The organism is Formosa haliotis (assembly GCF_001685485.1).
GTDB classification, from domain to species: Bacteria; Bacteroidota; Bacteroidia; order Flavobacteriales; family Flavobacteriaceae; genus Formosa; species Formosa haliotis.
In genome coordinates this window covers 3,412,727-3,429,665 of the sequence record NZ_BDEL01000001.1, presented here as the reverse complement: position 1 = coordinate 3,429,665, position 16,939 = coordinate 3,412,727, and the positions used below count along the sequence as shown (strand labels likewise).

Annotated in this window: 14 protein-coding genes, 1 tRNA gene and 1 pseudogene; 1 reads left to right on the top strand and 15 read right to left on the bottom strand. The window is 35.2% G+C overall.

The features are described from left to right. Nucleotides 1-66: 66 nt before the first annotated feature. The 8 genes and pseudogenes from A9D35_RS14380 to A9D35_RS14345 all read right to left on the bottom strand — a co-directional run bounded on the left by A9D35_RS14380 (nt 67) and on the right by A9D35_RS14345 (nt 6,764). On the bottom strand, nt 67-282 hold the full coding sequence (locus tag A9D35_RS14380) for a hypothetical protein (RefSeq protein ID WP_066224139.1): 216 nt from the start codon (nt 280-282) through the stop codon (nt 67-69). 288 nt (nt 283-570) lie between these two features. After that, entirely contained in the window at nt 571-1,638 is a 1,068-nt protein-coding gene (locus A9D35_RS14375; RefSeq protein WP_066224137.1) for a DUF1254 domain-containing protein, read from the bottom strand. 51 nt (nt 1,639-1,689) lie between these two features. Beyond that, a complete protein-coding gene (locus tag A9D35_RS14370) occupies nt 1,690-3,090 on the bottom strand; it encodes a DUF1254 domain-containing protein (protein ID WP_066224135.1) in 1,401 nt (466 codons plus the stop codon). 475 nt (nt 3,091-3,565) lie between these two features. Next, a tRNA-Met gene (locus A9D35_RS14365) sits at nt 3,566-3,638 on the bottom strand. A 130-nt stretch (nt 3,639-3,768) separates the two neighbouring features. After that, entirely contained in the window at nt 3,769-3,945 is a 177-nt protein-coding gene (locus A9D35_RS14360; RefSeq protein WP_066224133.1) for a CPXCG motif-containing cysteine-rich protein, read from the bottom strand. Between the two features lie 14 nt (nt 3,946-3,959). Beyond that, entirely contained in the window at nt 3,960-4,391 is a 432-nt protein-coding gene (locus tag A9D35_RS14355; protein WP_066224132.1) for a leucine-rich repeat domain-containing protein, read from the bottom strand. Nucleotides 4,392-4,414: 23 nt separating this feature from the next. Next, nucleotides 4,415-4,744, bottom strand: coding sequence for a hypothetical protein (locus tag A9D35_RS14350; protein WP_066224130.1), 330 nt, complete (start codon nt 4,742-4,744; stop codon nt 4,415-4,417). A 112-nt stretch (nt 4,745-4,856) separates the two neighbouring features. Further along, nucleotides 4,857-6,764 (bottom strand): annotated as a pseudogene (locus A9D35_RS14345) (ABC-F family ATP-binding cassette domain-containing protein). Between the two features lie 86 nt (nt 6,765-6,850). On the opposite strand from A9D35_RS14345, the gene A9D35_RS14340 reads away from it, so the two are divergent. Then, nucleotides 6,851-7,243, top strand: coding sequence for a DUF983 domain-containing protein (locus A9D35_RS14340; protein WP_066224127.1), 393 nt, complete (start codon nt 6,851-6,853; stop codon nt 7,241-7,243). On the opposite strand, the gene A9D35_RS14335 is transcribed toward A9D35_RS14340, so the two are convergent. From A9D35_RS14335 to topA, 7 genes are all read right to left on the bottom strand, one after another. Beyond that, complete coding sequence (locus A9D35_RS14335) at nt 7,240-8,289, bottom strand: NAD(P)/FAD-dependent oxidoreductase (protein WP_066224124.1); 1,050 nt, start codon at nt 8,287-8,289, stop codon at nt 7,240-7,242. The genes A9D35_RS14340 and A9D35_RS14335 overlap by 4 nt on opposite strands. A gap of 89 nt (nt 8,290-8,378) precedes the next feature. Then, nucleotides 8,379-9,269, bottom strand: a complete 891-nt coding sequence (gene porN / locus A9D35_RS14330) for a type IX secretion system ring subunit PorN/GldN (RefSeq protein WP_066224123.1) — start codon at nt 9,267-9,269, stop codon at nt 8,379-8,381. 53 nt (nt 9,270-9,322) lie between these two features. Further along, nucleotides 9,323-10,885: a type IX secretion system motor protein PorM/GldM gene (gene porM, locus A9D35_RS14325; RefSeq protein ID WP_066224121.1), complete on the bottom strand. Its 1,563-nt coding sequence runs from the start codon at nt 10,883-10,885 to the stop codon at nt 9,323-9,325. 55 nt (nt 10,886-10,940) lie between these two features. Further along, nucleotides 10,941-11,588, bottom strand: coding sequence for a type IX secretion system motor protein PorL/GldL (porL, locus tag A9D35_RS14320; RefSeq protein ID WP_066224119.1), 648 nt, complete (start codon nt 11,586-11,588; stop codon nt 10,941-10,943). Nucleotides 11,589-11,668: 80 nt separating this feature from the next. After that, on the bottom strand, nt 11,669-13,033 hold the full coding sequence (porK, locus tag A9D35_RS14315; RefSeq protein ID WP_066226133.1) for a T9SS ring complex lipoprotein PorK/GldK: 1,365 nt from the start codon (nt 13,031-13,033) through the stop codon (nt 11,669-11,671). 164 nt (nt 13,034-13,197) lie between these two features. Further along, nucleotides 13,198-14,367, bottom strand: a complete 1,170-nt coding sequence (locus tag A9D35_RS14310) for a formimidoylglutamase (protein WP_066224118.1) — start codon at nt 14,365-14,367, stop codon at nt 13,198-13,200. Between the two features lie 3 nt (nt 14,368-14,370). Continuing rightward, the gene (gene topA / locus A9D35_RS14305; protein WP_066224116.1) at nt 14,371-16,878 is read right to left on the bottom strand and encodes a type I DNA topoisomerase; all 2,508 of its coding nucleotides are present in this window, start codon (nt 16,876-16,878) and stop codon (nt 14,371-14,373) included. Nucleotides 16,879-16,939 lie beyond the last annotated feature (61 nt).

The window sequence follows — 16,939 nt, the reverse complement described above, 5'->3', positions numbered from 1 at the left end:
TTCTACCTGAAAAGAAACTACAAAATCACTTGAAACTAAAACACAGCTTCCCAGGAGCCGACAATGTCAGGCCGTACCGCATAAAAAAACTTGAGCAGTAACACAATAAAACAATTTCGATTGTCCTTTTTTGAAGGTTTTCCCTGCACCACCTCCTAGAGGAAGTAATAATTGGTCGCCATCCTCTGCCAACCAATTATTAACTATAGTAGCGTTACTCCCCAAAAACCAGCCTTTAGCTAAGTTATAATAGGTGAAATATTGAAAATTAAACGAATTCACTTTATTCGTTCCTTCATCACCAAGAGACCAATAGTTTTGAATTACAAAACCAGCAGAAAAAGTATCTTTTGCAAATAGATACTGCGTATTACTTCATCAGGGTTTTGGCGCTTTCTTGCCTTTTCTTCTAAAGTGAGTCTCCTTTAGTGTACACTAGTTTGAACAACACATGCAATACCCAAATCAATAAAAGGATTATTATCAGTAATGCAAAGTGCTTCATAGAATAAAATTTAAAAACGCTGCCTAATTCTATTTTTAGACAGCGTTTTTAGGAGTATTAGATATCTATTTTTTACTTATTGGAATCGTAACAAAATGATTAATTTCTTCTAAAGTTTTATTGGCATCTTTAGGAAGATATAGCCTAAGCGTACCATTCCAACCTTCTGATACATCTACAGAATAAGGTGTGCCAGAATTAAAGTCGACCGTTACCGTACCATCTCCATTGTCTTTCATTCTATCCATACTTATATAAAAATTTTCTTCTCCAATCCAAGATTCGGCATTGTAAGTTGTAATTGAAAAGAATCCACCTTTATCATAGTCAAGATCTGGTTTAGGAAACGTAAGGGTTTGATTTTTTGCACCAGAACCTTGACCTTTAATCAACGCAGTGTATTGCGCATATTTTGGTGGTAAACCTCCCCAACCCATAGCTGCGACATGTAGATAATTAACTTTATCAACATCTGATGGTTTTTCACCAAATCCTTTGGCTCCAACTATTTCTAAATGATCTTCGGTTACATCTTTAATTAACTTAGTTCTAAAGGCTTCTACATCTTCTGACTTGAACCCTTTACTTTTATATGGAATGGCCGATTTCGCATCGATAATCATACCTTTCTGAGCTTGTTTTGTCTCTCCCAAATCATCAGAAATACGGGTTCGTGCCAGAATATACACATACGTTCCTCCTGATAAATCTTTAGGAGTTAGGGTCGCAGACTCTCCAGCAAAAATTACTTTTCTTGTGAAATGATTTTCGTCTATTAATTGCATTAACTGCATGGCACCATTTTCTCTTTTAGGAATCGTAAAGGTTGCGCCTTCGCTTACATCTACTAATGCTAAAGAATATACCACATCGGCATTAGAACGGATAATGGTTTGATTTTCTTTGGTTACCGGTTCTTTATGAAGCCAATGGTTAATTGGAGTGGAGGCTTGCTGCACATTCCAGTTCCAATCGGTTTCTGCTTGTACATAATTGTCTTCGGTTACCGTTAAAGCTGTTTCTGCGGTTTTGGTTTCTTCTACAGGAACTTCTTTAGATTTCTCTTTACAGGCATTTAAACTTAACAGACCTGTTATTAAAAGTATGGATACATATTGTTTATTGGTTTTCATAAGATGGCATTTAGATTTATAGCTAATAGTAGACTTTTTGTTTTTTTTAAATTACTTTACTTTTTCAATAGACTTAGGTGTCCATGCTCCGTTTAATACCGATTCTTCCGGTCCATACAAACGCATTAAAATATAAAACTCTCGATCTGGTGCTGGCAACCAGTTGGAAGTGCCTTCTTTTGGTTGGTTATGACTAATATTAATGGTTAGAGAGCCATCTTCGTTATATTTTAAACCTTCTGTTCTATCCCCAATAGAATAACGCGCAATAGGATTTTCTACCATGAGTTTGTTATCGGCATAATACATGGTAATCGACCAAAAGTATTTTGCAGGAGGAATCTCATCTTTAGTAAAATGTAAAACATAGTTGTTTTTACCATCAAGCGGATTACCGTCGGAGTCTAGGTTTCCTGCAGGATAATACGCTTCTATAGGTGTGTTTACATAAATGGCTTTCATAGCCCAACCTGTACGTAAATCGTAATTATTGCCATAGTACGGGACATCAGTTGGTGCTAAATCCCAACCATCAACGGTTTTTCCTGTTGCATTTGCGAGTCTTTGTACTTCGGCATAGCCTTGTTTTACACCTTCTTCTATAGCTTTCTGAAATTCAGGATGCTCTTTATAAAATGTATAGTCACCTTGGGGTTTAATCCCAACGGCTTCAAATTTCTTCATATAAGCAGCTTCTTCTTCTCCAAACTTTATGTATTGATTTAACCAATTGAGCAATTCTAGAGCCTCTACGTTTTCTCTTGTTTTAGGATTGTATTTTGGCCATTGGATTTCGGCAACTTGTTTTGGTTTGAAATTGGAATCCAATTTACTTAAAGGAATAATTTCTGTTTCCTCTTGAATTTTTTTCACCTTTTCGCCATCAGCTTTATTGTATACGGCAGTACGCCCTATAACGGAAACAAATTCTGAAGGACTTTTAATTTGATGTAAGCTATCTGGAAGTGTTCCCGTAAACGACGGTCCAGTAACTGCGTAATACCCTTCTTTAGTTCCTGTAGCACGTGACCCTATATATCCGAAATTATCGGTGGTCATACTGGTTAATTGAAAGGTATAATAACGATCGTTCTCAACTTCTGGAACATGAAAAACAACAGGTTCGGCCCTAAGATCGAGAATACCATTAGAATACCAAGTGTCGTTATTGCCGCTTACAACAGATTTTACCGTATAATCGTAAAACACGTTCATGGGTTTTACGCTGTTAAACGGGGTGTACATACGCATCGTTGAATCTATCCCACCATACATATAAATGGCTTTATAATTTTCAACGATTGGAAATCCCCATACGTAAGCTTCCTTAGTAAGCTCCGTTACTTCCTCGGCTGTAAGCGAAGTCGTGCTTGCTTTTTCTTTTTTATCGCTTTTACAGGCCGTAAAAGCTAATACAGTGCAAATGATAATACTACCATAAATTGTTTTCATAAAAGTGGTACTTTGTATTGATTACTAAAGTTTTAAGATTCTAATTTACAACAGTTATAAATATTATAGAAATAAATTAATAAATATTCGATGTAAGTCGTGTATTACATTTTATATTCTCCCAAAATTTTGATTTTAGTTTTTTTGAACTATAAAAAGGAAGTAAAAGAGGAGGATGTTTAAATTAAACAATCCTTAATTGTCGAGATAACTATTTAAAGCGTTATTTAAGCTCCTAAGTTCTGCTTCGAAAACAGCCTTAGAGATCATGTGATCTTTTTTAATAGGCGGAATTTTAACTGCGATTGCAACTCTATATTAGAGGCTGTAACAACTGCTCTTTCTAAGACCACTTCTAGAATTAAACCTGGTAATCCTAAAAAAATAGGATCAAGCTTAAAAGTTGTGTACTTATTCTGTACCCATACCAAATAAAAAAAGGCTTCACATGTCTGTGAAGCCTTTTAAACTCTAGTAGCGGGAACTGGACTCGAACCAGTGACCTTCGGGTTATGAGCCCGACGAGCTACCTACTGCTCTATCCCGCGATTTAATCAAAACACAACTTCTCTTAGCTTTTAACTCTCGGTTCATAATGCCGACGAATGTTGTTGTTTGCGAGTGCAAATATACAACCCTTTTTAGAAATAACAAGTCTATTTTTAAATAAATTTCAAACTAAATGGTATTCACCTGGAATTCTGTAAGTTCACTATCTACAAATGCAACCTTTATTTCTATAGGATTACAGCATACCTCACAATCTTCAATATACACTTGCTTTGAAACTCCAGAATCTAACAACATAGAAATAGTTTCCCAGCAATACGGACATGTAAAAAAATGTTCCAGCATGCGTTTATATCACATTAATTATTATCGGTAACCACAGTACCCGTTTCAATTGCTAAATATCCCTTAGGCATATGATCTGTAAAACTGTAATATTCTTGATTAAAATGATTCTTCTTAAGCATTAAGGTCGATAATTTATTCAATTTGCCTAAAGATGACGGCAAATACCCTGTAAACTTATTGTTGGTAATAATTAATTCTTCTAAATTACTAAGTTCACCTAATTCTTCAGGAAGTTCGCCTTCAAATTTATTGTCATGTAAGCTTAAATGCTCTAAGTGTTTTAAACCGCATAATTGCTCTGGGAAATACCCTGAAAAATGATTTCTCCCCAATTGTAAGATTTCTAACTGGGTTAAATTTTTAAAGGTTGATGGTACATTGCCTTTAAACTTATTGTGATAAAGACTTAAAAATTCTAAGTTCTGTAAATTTCCGAGTTCCATAGGTAAAAAACCAACGAACTCATTTAAAACAGCTCTAAACTGGTTAAATCTCTTAATTCTCCAATAGACCGTGGCAAGGTTCCGCCTAAACGGTTTGATGCTAAGTTAAGCACACGTAAATAGCGTAATTCGCTAATGCTTGCTGGCAATTCGCCTCTAAGATTATTACTTGGGAGATTGAGAGCTATAACATGACCATCGCTAATCGTTATACCGTACCAGGTTTCTACAGGAGTATTTAAAACCCATGGTCTTTTCCAATGTTCCCCATCGGTAGCATAGTACAAATTAACTAGTGCTTTCTTTTCACTTAAAGGGATGCTTGCTAAGGCAAAAAAGAAGTAAATAAACAAATTACAGTAAGTCGAATTGTTTTCATAGTAAAAAAGATTTGTGGCTATTAGATTATAAAAGTAAGCTAATCTCAGACCAAAGTCAAATATTTTCGATGAAATACACTTTTCGTTAACTTTCTATGCTTTCTAGTTCTATTTGAACATCTTCCCAAGAAGTCATTAAATCTGATAATTTCTTTTCTTTTTGTTGTAACCATCAAAGAATCCAGGTTGTGCCGCTAGTTCGTCGTATCGTACCGCTAAATCGGCATCTAAAGTCTTTAAATCACGTTCCAACTCATTGATTTGAGACTCTATTTTACTGAGTTTATTGTTTAAAGATTTTAGCTTTTTTGATCTTCGTAAGAAGCCGTTTTTTTGTCTTTTGGTTGAGATTTTACAACATTTCGTTTTTCAACTTCTCTTAGGTTTTCAACATTACGTTCTTCTAAATAAAAATCGATATCGCCCAAATATTCCTTTATTTTATGATCCTTAAACTCGACCACTTTATCTGTTAAATTCTGAAGAAAATCACGATCGTGAGACACCAAAAGTAAGGTCCCTTCAAATCGTTTTAAGGCTTCTTTTAGCACATTTTTAGATTTAATATCTAAGTGGTTTGTGGGCTCATCCATAACCAAAACGTTAAATGGCTGAAGCATTAGTTTTGCTAAAGCCAAACGGTTTCGCTCCCCCCCAGATAGCACACGTACATATTTATCTACCTCCTCGCCTCGGAATAAAAATGATCCTAAAATATCACGAACTTTACTTCTATTTTTTTCATTTGCGGCGTCAATCATAGTATCTAAAACGGTTTTATTTCCGTCTAAATATTCTGCTTGATTTTGAGCAAAATAACCGATTTGAACGTTATGTCCTAATTTTAAATCGCCACCATGCTCCAATTCGCCTACAATAATTTTTGCTAATGTTGATTTTCCTTGTCCGTTTTGTCCAACAAAAGCCGTTTTACTGTCGCGCTCTATATGTAAACTTACCCCTTGAAGCACCTTCTTCTCGCCGTATTCTTTTACAATATCGTTAGCTTCTACAACCACTTTTCCTGGAGTAATAGACACCGGAAAATTTAAAGTCATTACACTATTGTCATCTTCATCGACCTCTATCCGGTCTATTTTATCTAACTTTTTAATTAACGACTGTGCCATAGTAGCTTTAGAGGCTTTTGCACGGAATTTTTCAATTAGCTTTTCGGTTTGCTCGATTTGTTTTTGTTGATTTTTTGAGAAGCCATTTGCTGATCTCTAATTTCTTGGCGCAAAACCAAAAATTTAGAATATGGTTTCGGGTAATCGTAGATACGTCCAAGAGAAATTTCTATCGTTCTGTTGGTGACATTATCTAAAAACATTTTATCGTGCGATACAATGGCCACGGCGCCAGAATAATTTTTTAAGAAGCCTTCTAACCAAATAATAGATTCTATATCTAAGTGGTTGGTAGGCTCATCGAGTAATAAAATATCGTTGTCTTGAAGTAATAATTTGGCTAATTCAATACGCATACGCCAACCTCCAGAAAAAGTATCTGTAAGCTTTTCGAAGTCTTCACGCTGAAACCCTAAACCTTGAAGAATACGCTCTGTATTACCTTGGTAATTATACCCTCCAACAATTTCGTATTGATGTTGTAAATCGTTTAAATCGACCATTAGCTGATGGTACGACTCACTTTCGTAATCGGTACGAGTAACAAATTGTTCGTTAATATATTCCATTTTAGCCTCCAATTCCTTTATTTCTGTAAAGGCTTGATAAGCTTCTTCTAAAACGGTACGGCCAAGAACAAAATCTATATCTTGTCTTAAAAATCCAATTTTTAAATCTTTATCGGCAGAAATCTGACCAGAATCTGGTTGTAAATCTTTCGATAATATTTTCAGCATGGTAGATTTTCCTGCACCATTTTTACCTATTAAACCAACGCGGTCGCCCTGCCCTAGTTTAAAAGTAATTTCCTCGAATAAATATTCACCCTGAAATGAAATAGATAAGTTATGTATGTTAAGCATAGAATTGTTACAAATGTTGCCAAACGTTAAGTGATTAAATCTTAAGTTTGTATTTTAAAATTGGTTGCAAAAATACATTAAATAAAATGGTTACAAAAGGATCGAAACTATATAGTATTTTCACTGGCGCGTGCCCTAAATGTCATCAAGAATCTATGTATGTGGTTAAAAATCCGTATATACTTCGCGACACCCTAAAAATGCACGAAACCTGTTCGCATTGCCATACCAAATACAAAATAGAACCTTCCTTTTTTTATGGTTCTATGTATGTAAGTTATGCGGTAGGTATAGCGTTTGCCGTGGCTGCTTTTATTATTAGCTACCTGTTTTTTGGATCGGGGCTAATCACTGCATTTATTGCTATTGTTTGTACTTTAATCGCTTTTATGCCCATTATTATGCGGTGGTCGAGAAATATTTGGATTAATATATTTATGCATTACGACAAAAGTTTAGGTAAAAACCTGAAGGCTTAAGACTCTAAAAATCGAGAAATATTGATATCAGGATCTAAAGCATTGCCATTTTCTATAAAACTATATAGTTGTTTTGCCGCATATGGGCCAATTAAAACACCTCGTGTTCCTAAACCATTTAAAACAAACATATTTTTATATTCGGGATGGTTTCCTACCAAAGGTCTCCGGTCTTTAACCGTTGGCCGAATTCCTGCAACCTGATCTACAACCGTATAATCGCACTTTAAAAAAGTATCTAATTTGCTTAATAACTCGTTTCTACCAGCGTCGGTAACCGCATAGGTTTTGTCTGTCCATTCGTAAGTGGCCCCCACTTTATACAAATCGTCGCCTAAAGGAATTAAAAACACACTCGATTTTAAGACATACTCTATTTTTAAATTAGGAGCATGAATGGTTAGTAATTCGCCTTTGGTTCCGTTTAAAGGCAAATAATTAAAGTACGGATTGTGTTTTAATCCAAAGCCTTCTGCGAAAATGATATGTTTAGCTTTTATCGTTTTATATTCAAAACCGGTTTCTGTAGGTTTTAAAGCTTCATATTCAAATCCAGATTCATCTAGGGCATCTTCTTGTTTTAAATACGATCTATAAGCCGAGATTAATTGTGGTGTATCAATGCGCCCGGTTTGAAGCACTTCGCCGTAACCAAAATCGGCTTGAACACTTTCATTTGTATTTTTAATTAATTGGGTTGAAAGAAATTCGCCTACATTCATTTTATCGGAAGCAGTAAACCAATCATTTTGTTCTTCTGCAGACAAAAAGCGTCTGTAAATAGGAAGTTTATAATCAAACGTATCGTGTAATTTAGCTTCTAATTGCTCGTAAAACGGCAAAGCCAAATCTAATTGCTCTTTACTTTTCCAAACCGCTGTAAATCGCTTTAAAATAACCGGATTATACATGCCTCCCGCCACTGTAGAAGATTGTTGCGACTGGTTATCGAAAACCAAAATGGATTTGTTATTAGCTTTTGCTTGTTCGGCAAAACACAGACCTGCCAAACCGCAACCTACAATGATATAATCTACTTCTTTCATAAAACAAAGATACAATGATAAACTCTTGAGGAATAAAAAAGGCCCGCAAATTGCGAGCCTTTTTTATGAGTATAGATAATTTCTTGGAATTAATAGGACCACATATCTAGTTCGAAATTTCGAATACTTTCTTTAATTCTATCAGATTCTAGCAACTGCATTAAAGCATTATCTGCGATATATTCTTGAACCTGACGGTCTCCAAATACGTTTTCTTCTTTAAAGATATACCCGTTAAAACGTCTGGCGTTTAAGATATGATCGAAAGAAAAAGGTACGGCGCTATTGCTGTTATTAAAGGCTTTTGCATCGTGTAATACCTGACGTGCATCTGGATAGAATACCCAAAATAATGGAATTAATTCTTTAGTATCTGAATCGATAAAGTTAACATCTGGTGCTACTGGAGCGATTCCTAATAAACGGTATTTTAACTCAGATTGACGCTTATCGAAATACCAAAGTCCTTTTATCCAATATTCTGTAATATCGTAAGCAGAGATTTCTCTTCTTCTAATATATTGCGGATCTACAGTACCTTCTGCATTGTATTGCTCGTAACCAATATCGGTAGTATCAACCAATACTAAGGCATCTTTAATATCTGATAACGTTCTTTTTGTTGTGAAATAAGAATCGTCATAGATATTTTTAATCTTATCATTCTTAATGCTTCTTAAAAGTACATCGTAAAGCGAACGTCTGTTGCTACCAATATTATTTGTGTCTACAGGATAATATAAAGGGAAGTTTACACGCTCGTCTAGCACAATTTTTTCCCAAACCATTTTAGAAAACAATAAGTCACGATCGTCTACATAACCATATTCTAATGGTTTGTCGTTATCTAAAGCTATTTGCGCATCGGTTCTTATTCCAATTTCGTCTGGGCTCTTAGCATTTAATATGTTGGCTTGTGCAAAAGATACAGAAGCTACGAAAATGCTACATAGGGTTAATAAAAAACTTTTATAATTCATTGTTTAAAAATTTTAAAATGTTGTGCTAATCTTCTTTCGAAATACTTAATATTCTAGTTAGAAAGCTCAATTAAGATTGGAGATACTTTTTTCAACTTGTACGATGAGTTATTGCTAATTTGAGCTTTAATATCGAAAATTGTTATACCATCTCCACGTCTTGCTTTACGTAAGGCCGCTTTAGCTTTATCGTTAAGTCTTGTTCCTCCAACAGTAATTGTTGGTTGTCCTGGGATTTTAATTTTAAAAGAAGTTACTTTTAATGGTAAATCGAAATCGAAATCATCTAATTTAGCACCAACAGTAGCTATTTCTAAACTGTTACGTTGCATAGACACATTACCATCTTCTCCACGAATTGTTCCTGTAGGACTAGGAATATCTTTAATTCTAAAGGTTGCTTTATCGCTAACTTTTCCACCATCTGGTAAGGTACCAGAAACACTAATAGTTACTTCTCTACCAGTACCTGGATTCATTACATATTTACCAACTCCAGATCCTTTTCTTAAACCTGGTGCAGATGCAGACACTTTATTATCGGCAATACCAGCGAAAGAAATAGTCATTGGGTTAGCAACACCACGATATACTACATTCATTTTGTCTGCAGAAATTGTAGCTGAGTTTGGTTTAGATACTGTTGCAAAACTAGACTTTACAGGTACCTCTACATTCTCTCCATCTTGTAAGAATGTTAATTTACCTTCAATAGTATGCTCTCCTACACTTCCAGTTCCAAACTTTAATTTTACTTTACCGTCTTCAATCGTGTAATCTTTTTCTGTTAATGGTCTTCCGTCTAAAGTTAATTCAACTTTATTTGGCTTAGTAGACGCATCTTTACGACCTAAAACAATGTTTCCATCAAAACTTTCTCCATTAAAATACGCCGATTTCGATGTTTCTAATAAGGTTGTATAGTTTGTCATAGAAGCCTCTGCCGCTAAAGATCCAGATAACATTCTGTTTAAGATTTCTGAAGCTGTAGTTTTTACATCAGATTGAATTTGAGTGATTTTTGTTAAAGATGCTACTAAAGGAAACCCTTTGTAGTTATATCCTAACCAATCAATTTTCTTTCCATCTCTGTTTGTAACTGGTGATGTACTAAATTCTTCCGTCACGTCATCGGCCATAGAAGCCAATTTAGGATCGGTCTTTAAAATTGCTACTACACCATCTCTGTATTTTGCAATTTCGTTTAAAAACTCTTCTCCTTCTGGCTTGTATTTATCACCAATAAAGAAATAGTTATCTAAGAAATCACCTTTATCCATGGTTTCGTAATCCTTAGGATCTTCTACCGTAGCAGCCATCTTAGTTTTTAAGTCTTCTAAATAGGCATTAAAACTGGTTGTTAATTCTCCCATTTGATCTGCCTTACGTTTTAGTGGGCTAAATTTTTCTGGGTTTTCTCCTGCTTTAACATCTAAGCTTGATAATAACGCTAAATTACGTTCTGTTGCCGCTTGGTTAGAATCAACCAATTTTTCGTTCATTAATCCAAATGCCGATAGCACTTCTTTTGACATATTCAACGCTAACATCGCGATGAAGATTAAATACATCAAGTTAATCATTTTCTGCCTTGCAGATAAATTTCCTCCTGCCATGTCTAATTAGTTTTTTAAGTTATTAGTAAATAGAACTCTATATTCTAATTAGTTATTATTTCTTATTCATTGCAGAAAGCATTCCACCATACACACCATTTAAAGATGATAAGTTAGACGCTAATGATTGCATTTGATCTTTTAATTTTTGTGCATTTTCTACAGACTCTTGATTGATAGAAGCTTGACGACTAGCACTCTCTAATTGTACTTTGTAAAGACTGTTTAAAGACTCCATTTGAGATGCTGCAATAGTCATTTCTTCTCCGTATTTTTTAGTAGAAGCGATAGAATCTACAGCTGGGCTAATGCCTTTTGCTGCTCCTTCAAAGTTTTTAATGCTGTTTCCTAAGCTTGCCATTAATTCGGCATCTATTTTTGCATCTTTTAATAAGTTATCTAATTTTTTAGATAATAAACCTTCTGCATCTTTAGGCTCTTCTTTTTTAGCTTTTGCAGTTTGAGGACCTCCCGCTAATTCTGGATATACAAGAGACCAATCTAAATCGTTGTCTACCGGTTCGAAAGCCGAAATTGCGAAAATAATTGCTTCAGATACAAGACCAATGGTTAACATAACATTTCCTGTTAATGGTCCTAACTCGAAGTGAGTAATTTTAAATAGCGCTCCAATAATTACAATTGACGCTCCAAGCCCGTAGGCCATATTCATAAATCTTTTACTTGCTTTTGACTGTGCCATAATTTCTAAATTTTAGGATTAAGGGATCCCCTTAATGGTTGGTTAAAATGTTTAAAGGTATTTAGGTTAAGGTTTAATAATTATCGTCCTGAGTTACTCGTGATATCTGTTCCCATATAATCTTGAACAGTTCTAAATCCGATATAACTTCTTGCAGAATCTGCATATTCATAGTCTCTAGAACTTACTTGTAAGAAGTAAGCAACATCTTTCCAAGACCCTCCACGTACAACTTTACGTTGATTTTCGTGATCGTTTACACTTGGGTTGATTGTTGAAGAATACTCGTAAGATGCAGGATCGTAAGATGAGTACACCCATTCTGCCACGTTTCCTGCCATATTATATAAGTTATAATCGTTAGGTTCGTAAGATTTTGCTTCTACAGTATATAAGGCCTGGTCTGCTGCGTAATCTCCTCTTAAAGGTTTAAAGTTTGCCATAAAACAACCTCTATCGTTCTTAGCATACGGTCCACCCCAAGGGAATGTTGCAGCTTGAAGACCTCCACGTGCAGCATACTCCCATTCTGCTTCAGATGGTAATCTGAACGAATTTACGTATTGCTTTTTCTTATCTTTTTGGTGTGCATTTTTGTAAAGCGTTCTCCATTGGCAAAATGCATTAGCTTGTTTCCAGCTTACACCTACAACAGGATAATCTCCGTAAGCATCGTGCCAGAAATAATCGTTGTGCATCGGCTCGTTATAAGAATAAGCGAAATCTCTAATCCAAGCTGTAGTATCTGGATATACTTGAATTTCTTCTTGTATTACCACATCGCTACGCTTAAGATTTCTATTCTTAGCCGCTTTTTGAATATCTAAGTAGGTATATTGGAATTTAAATTTATTTACATCCCAAGTGCGTTGCCCATTATAAGACTCCTCTAAAGGAATATGCATGGTATCCATGACTTCTGCATAATACTCGTCTGGATAATCGGCTTCGTCAAATATAAGATCTACACGTTTGTTTAATTTACGACCTTCGTTTCCTGTTGGTCCTAAACCACCGTAATTATCTAACATATATTTTTGATACACGGTCATACTAGCTGTATCTGCATCTGTAAATGCATATTCGCCAATACCACCATCGTCCGGTGTTTTTCCTACCTCATCGGCAAGGGTTGCCAATTTCGTTCTAATGATAGAATCGCGAACCCAGTTTACAAACTGTCTGTATTCGCTATTTGTTATTTCAGTCTCATCCATATAGAATGCACGAACGGTTACTGTTTTTGATGGTGCATCTTGAATTCCTGCTAAATCGTCATCGGCTTTACCCATGATAAATGATCCACCTGGAACTAATGCCATTCCGTAAGGTTTTTCTGGATGCCATCTTTTTCCTTTAACTCCAACAAGTTCACCCCTGTCTCCGGAGCGACCACAACTTGTTAATACTGCTAAAACTACTGTTAATAAAACTATTTTTTTCATATCCATAGAAAACTTGAGGTTATAATTGGTACCTAAATTTTAAGAGCGTAAACATATTTATATATTTTCTAAAAAACAACTTTTTCGATAAAAAATTCATCATTTCGTCGTAAAAAAGTTACATTTTATCGATAAACGTACATTTCATCCAATTTTTATGTCTTTTAAACGTGGTTTTTCTGATATGCCTTAAACCATCTTTCGGGAATTTGATTATTACATGCGTCTAAATAATCTTGATGCATACATGGTAATAACGTGTGCCTTTTTAATTTAGTATTGATTTCATTTAAAAAAGGAATCTCAATCCACCAGCGTCCAGTTTTGATGCTTTTGTAAAAATTGAGTTCGTGGGAGTCGACTAAGGTAATAAATTTCTGGTAAATATTTTCGTCCTTAAAATCACTATCATCTACCCTATTATTTAGGCCTTCAACAAAATACCAAATCATTTGCGAGATTAACACACAGGTCATCTCATCGTCTTTAGATGGTTTGTACTCAAAAATACCCAGAACATTTACTTTATTACTAATACCTGCATACCTTGTAATAGCACAAATTTCTTTACCATCTAAACCATTAGGAGATATCTTTTGATTTAAACTAACTTCGGAAGCTTTCATGGCGCCTAAATCTATAGTAACAATATTGGCATCGCGCATGACAGGTTCTACCAGAGTGATATCGTTAGACACCTGCCCCAATCGGTAAGCTTCAAAGTATAATTTCTCCATTAAATCTATTTCTTCCTGCGAATTAAAATAGGTTTGATAGCCTATCGTGGCATAATTAAATAGATTATATGGTTCTTCTAAAATGATTTTCCCTACAAAACTACCGTTCTTCATAGGTTTTGAAGAATCTCCTAAATCGAAATTATTATCTACATTCACCATGTTTACCATAGGAATAAGATTATCGAAAGCACGATATATAGGGTAAGTTAAGTCTTGGCTTCCGCCTAAAACTATAGGAACGATTTTTAATTTTACTAATTCTGAAACGGTTTCCTTTAAAGCAAAATACGTATCTTCTACTGTTTCGCCTTTAGAAATATCGCCCAAATCGGCAATTGTAGTACTCCAGCTTCCTGGGTACAGTTTATATAAGGCGTTTCTAATTTCGTTTAAATTGAAATCTTCACCTATATAGTTTACATCGTTTCTATTTTCTAACACTCCAAAAATGGCTATGCTTACACCTTCAAGATCTGGTAAGCCATGTTGTTTAGAATGTATTTTTAATTTTTGTCCGAAAGCTTGTGGCGACAATAATGCATTATGCGCTAAAACAACATCGGGAACAGGAGCCAAGAAATTAAGGTCGGCCATGAATTATTTCTTTTTTGCTGTGGTTTTCTTTTTCGCTGGAGCTTTTTTCTTTGCTGCAGTTTTACGCTTGGGTGTTTTAGCTTCTATTAAAGCTTTTGCCTCGTCTAAGGTTAATTTGGTAGCATCGACAGTTTTATCTAATTCTACCTTTATTTTACCTTTTATAACATTGTGTCTTCCCCAACGTGCTTTTTCTACACGAATGCCTTCATCTTCCCAGTTATGAACAACTTTATCTATCTCCTTCTGGATTTTTTCTTTTATTAATGTTACGATATCATCGTCGGATAAATTATCCCAATCGTACTTTTTATTTACATTAATAAACATATTGTTCCACTTAATAAAGGGTCCGAAACGTCCTTTTCCTTTTTGTACTGGCAAGCCATCATACATATATATAGGAGCATCTGCTTTTTGCTTTTCTTTAATTAAAACAATAGCATCGTCTAACTCTACACTTAGGGCATCTACACCTTTTGGCAAGGACACATAGGCATCTCCAAACTTAACATAGGGTCCGAAACGACCGTTATTAACTTCTACAGGAAGATCTTCGTAAGTTCCTAAACTTTTTGGAAGCTTAAATAAATCTAAGGCTTCTTCAAAAGTAATTGTATTTAATTGTTGGTCTGGAGACAAACTAGCAAATTGCTTATCGTCTTCGTCTGCTGCGCCAATTTGAGCCATTGGCCCGAATTTTCCTAAACGCACACTTACCTGACGTCCAGATTTAGGATCTGTTCCTAAAATACGTTCACCAGACTCTCGATCGGCATTTTCTTGAACATCGGTTACTATAGGATGAAATTTAGAATAAAAATCTTTCATCATTTTAGTCCAATCCTCTTTACCTTCCGCGATATCATCAAAATCCTCCTCTACTTTAGCTGTAAAATTGTAGTCTAAAATAGATTCAAAATGATTTACCAAAAAGTCGGTAACAATCATACCTATATCTGTAGGGACTAATTTTCCTTTATCCGAACCTACTTTTTCTGTAAGTAGTTTATCTTTAACAACACCTTCTTTTAATGTAATTTGGGTATACTCACGCTCTACACCTTCAATTGTTCCTTTTTCTACATAGTTTCTGTTCTGAATAGTAGAAATGGTTGGCGCGTAGGTAGACGGACGCCCAATACCTAACTCCTCCAACTTTTTAACTAAAGAAGCTTCTGTGTAACGGTAAGGTGGTCTTGTATAACGTTCGGTAGCTGTAATGTATTCGTTTAAAAGTGTTTCTCCAACTTTCATTGCAGGCAACATACCTTCTTGCTCCGAATCTTCATCATCGTTACCTTCTAGATATACTTTTAAAAATCCATCAAAAGTAATAACCTCTCCATTCGCAGAAAATAATTCTGAATGTGTAGAGGCCGATATTTTAACATTGGTACGTTCTAATTGCGCCTCACTCATTTGCGATGCAATGGTACGTTTCCAAATCAATTCATATAAACGGGCTTGATCTCTATCTATATCGACAGAATGTAAAGCAAAATCTGTAGGACGAATGGCCTCGTGCGCCTCTTGTGCTCCTTTTGCTTTCCCTTTATAATTGCGTTCTTTAGCGTATTTCTTTCCGTAAGCATTTTCAATTTCGGCTTTAGCTCCTTTTCTAGCTTCGTCGGATAAGTTAACACTATCTGTTCTCATATAAGTAATTAAACCGGCTTCGTATAAACGTTGTGCCATGGTCATGGTTTTACTTACAGAGAAATATAATTTACGTGCTGCTTCTTGTTGTAATGTTGATGTGGTAAATGGTGCTGCAGGCGATTTTTTTGCTGGCTTTTTCTCTAAATCTTTTACTTTGAAATCTGCTAAAGCATTTTGCTCTAAAAATGTAAAGGCTTCGTCTTTAGAAGTAAACGTTTTTGGCAATTTAGCTTTAAAGGTTTGCCCATCTTCGTTTGAAAACTCTGCATCTATTCTATACGATGCTTCTGGTGTAAACTCTTGGATTTCGCGTTCGCGCTCTACAATTAATCGTACAGAAACCGATTGTACACGGCCTGCCGATAAACCTCCCTTTACTTTACGCCATAATACTGGCGATAATTCGTAACCCACAATTCTGTCTAATACACGACGTGCTTGTTGTGCATCGACTAAATGGTAGTCTATACCACGAGGATTCTCTATAGCTTTTTGAATGGCAGATTTTGTAATTTCGTGGAAAACTATACGTTTCGTCTTAGCTTTATCTAACTTTAAAGTCTCGGCTAAATGCCAAGCAATAGCCTCTCCCTCTCGATCCTCATCACTTGCTAACCAAACCATCTCGGCTTTCTTAGATAAATCTCTAAGCTTTTTTACAACTGATTTTTTATCGCTAGACACTTCGTATTTCGGACTAAAATCGCCTTCTACATCTACACCTAACTCCTTGGATGGCAGATCGGCAATATGGCCAAAACTAGATTCAACCTTATAATCTTTACCTAAAAATTTTTCGATTGTTTTCGCCTTTGCAGGTGACTCCACTATTACTAAATTCTTCGCCATTTTTATTTTTTTGGTGCTACAAATGTATATCAAAAAAAATACATCATCCTAATTTTTATCA

Excerpts from the sequence above, each read along its gene's own strand:
- A9D35_RS14310 (WP_066224118.1), bottom strand. The coding sequence starts at position 14,367 with ATGGCCGACCTTAATTTCTTGGCTCCTGTTCCCGATGTTGTTTTAGCG.
- A9D35_RS14360 (WP_066224133.1), bottom strand. The coding sequence starts at position 3,945 with ATGCTGGAACATTTTTTTACATGTCCGTATTGCTGGGAAACTATTTCT.
- A9D35_RS14370 (WP_066224135.1), bottom strand. The coding sequence starts at position 3,090 with ATGAAAACAATTTATGGTAGTATTATCATTTGCACTGTATTAGCTTTT.
- A9D35_RS14355 (WP_066224132.1), bottom strand. The coding sequence starts at position 4,391 with ATGGAACTCGGAAATTTACAGAACTTAGAATTTTTAAGTCTTTATCAC.
- A9D35_RS14375 (WP_066224137.1), bottom strand. The coding sequence starts at position 1,638 with ATGAAAACCAATAAACAATATGTATCCATACTTTTAATAACAGGTCTG.
- A9D35_RS14335 (WP_066224124.1), bottom strand. The coding sequence starts at position 8,289 with ATGAAAGAAGTAGATTATATCATTGTAGGTTGCGGTTTGGCAGGTCTG.
- porL (WP_066224119.1), bottom strand. The coding sequence starts at position 11,588 with ATGGCACAGTCAAAAGCAAGTAAAAGATTTATGAATATGGCCTACGGG.
- porM (WP_066224121.1), bottom strand. The coding sequence starts at position 10,885 with ATGGCAGGAGGAAATTTATCTGCAAGGCAGAAAATGATTAACTTGATG.
- A9D35_RS14340 (WP_066224127.1), top strand. The coding sequence starts at position 6,851 with ATGGTTACAAAAGGATCGAAACTATATAGTATTTTCACTGGCGCGTGC.
- porN (WP_066224123.1), bottom strand. The coding sequence starts at position 9,269 with ATGAATTATAAAAGTTTTTTATTAACCCTATGTAGCATTTTCGTAGCT.
- topA (WP_066224116.1), bottom strand. The coding sequence starts at position 16,878 with ATGGCGAAGAATTTAGTAATAGTGGAGTCACCTGCAAAGGCGAAAACA.
- porK (WP_066226133.1), bottom strand. The coding sequence starts at position 13,033 with ATGAAAAAAATAGTTTTATTAACAGTAGTTTTAGCAGTATTAACAAGT.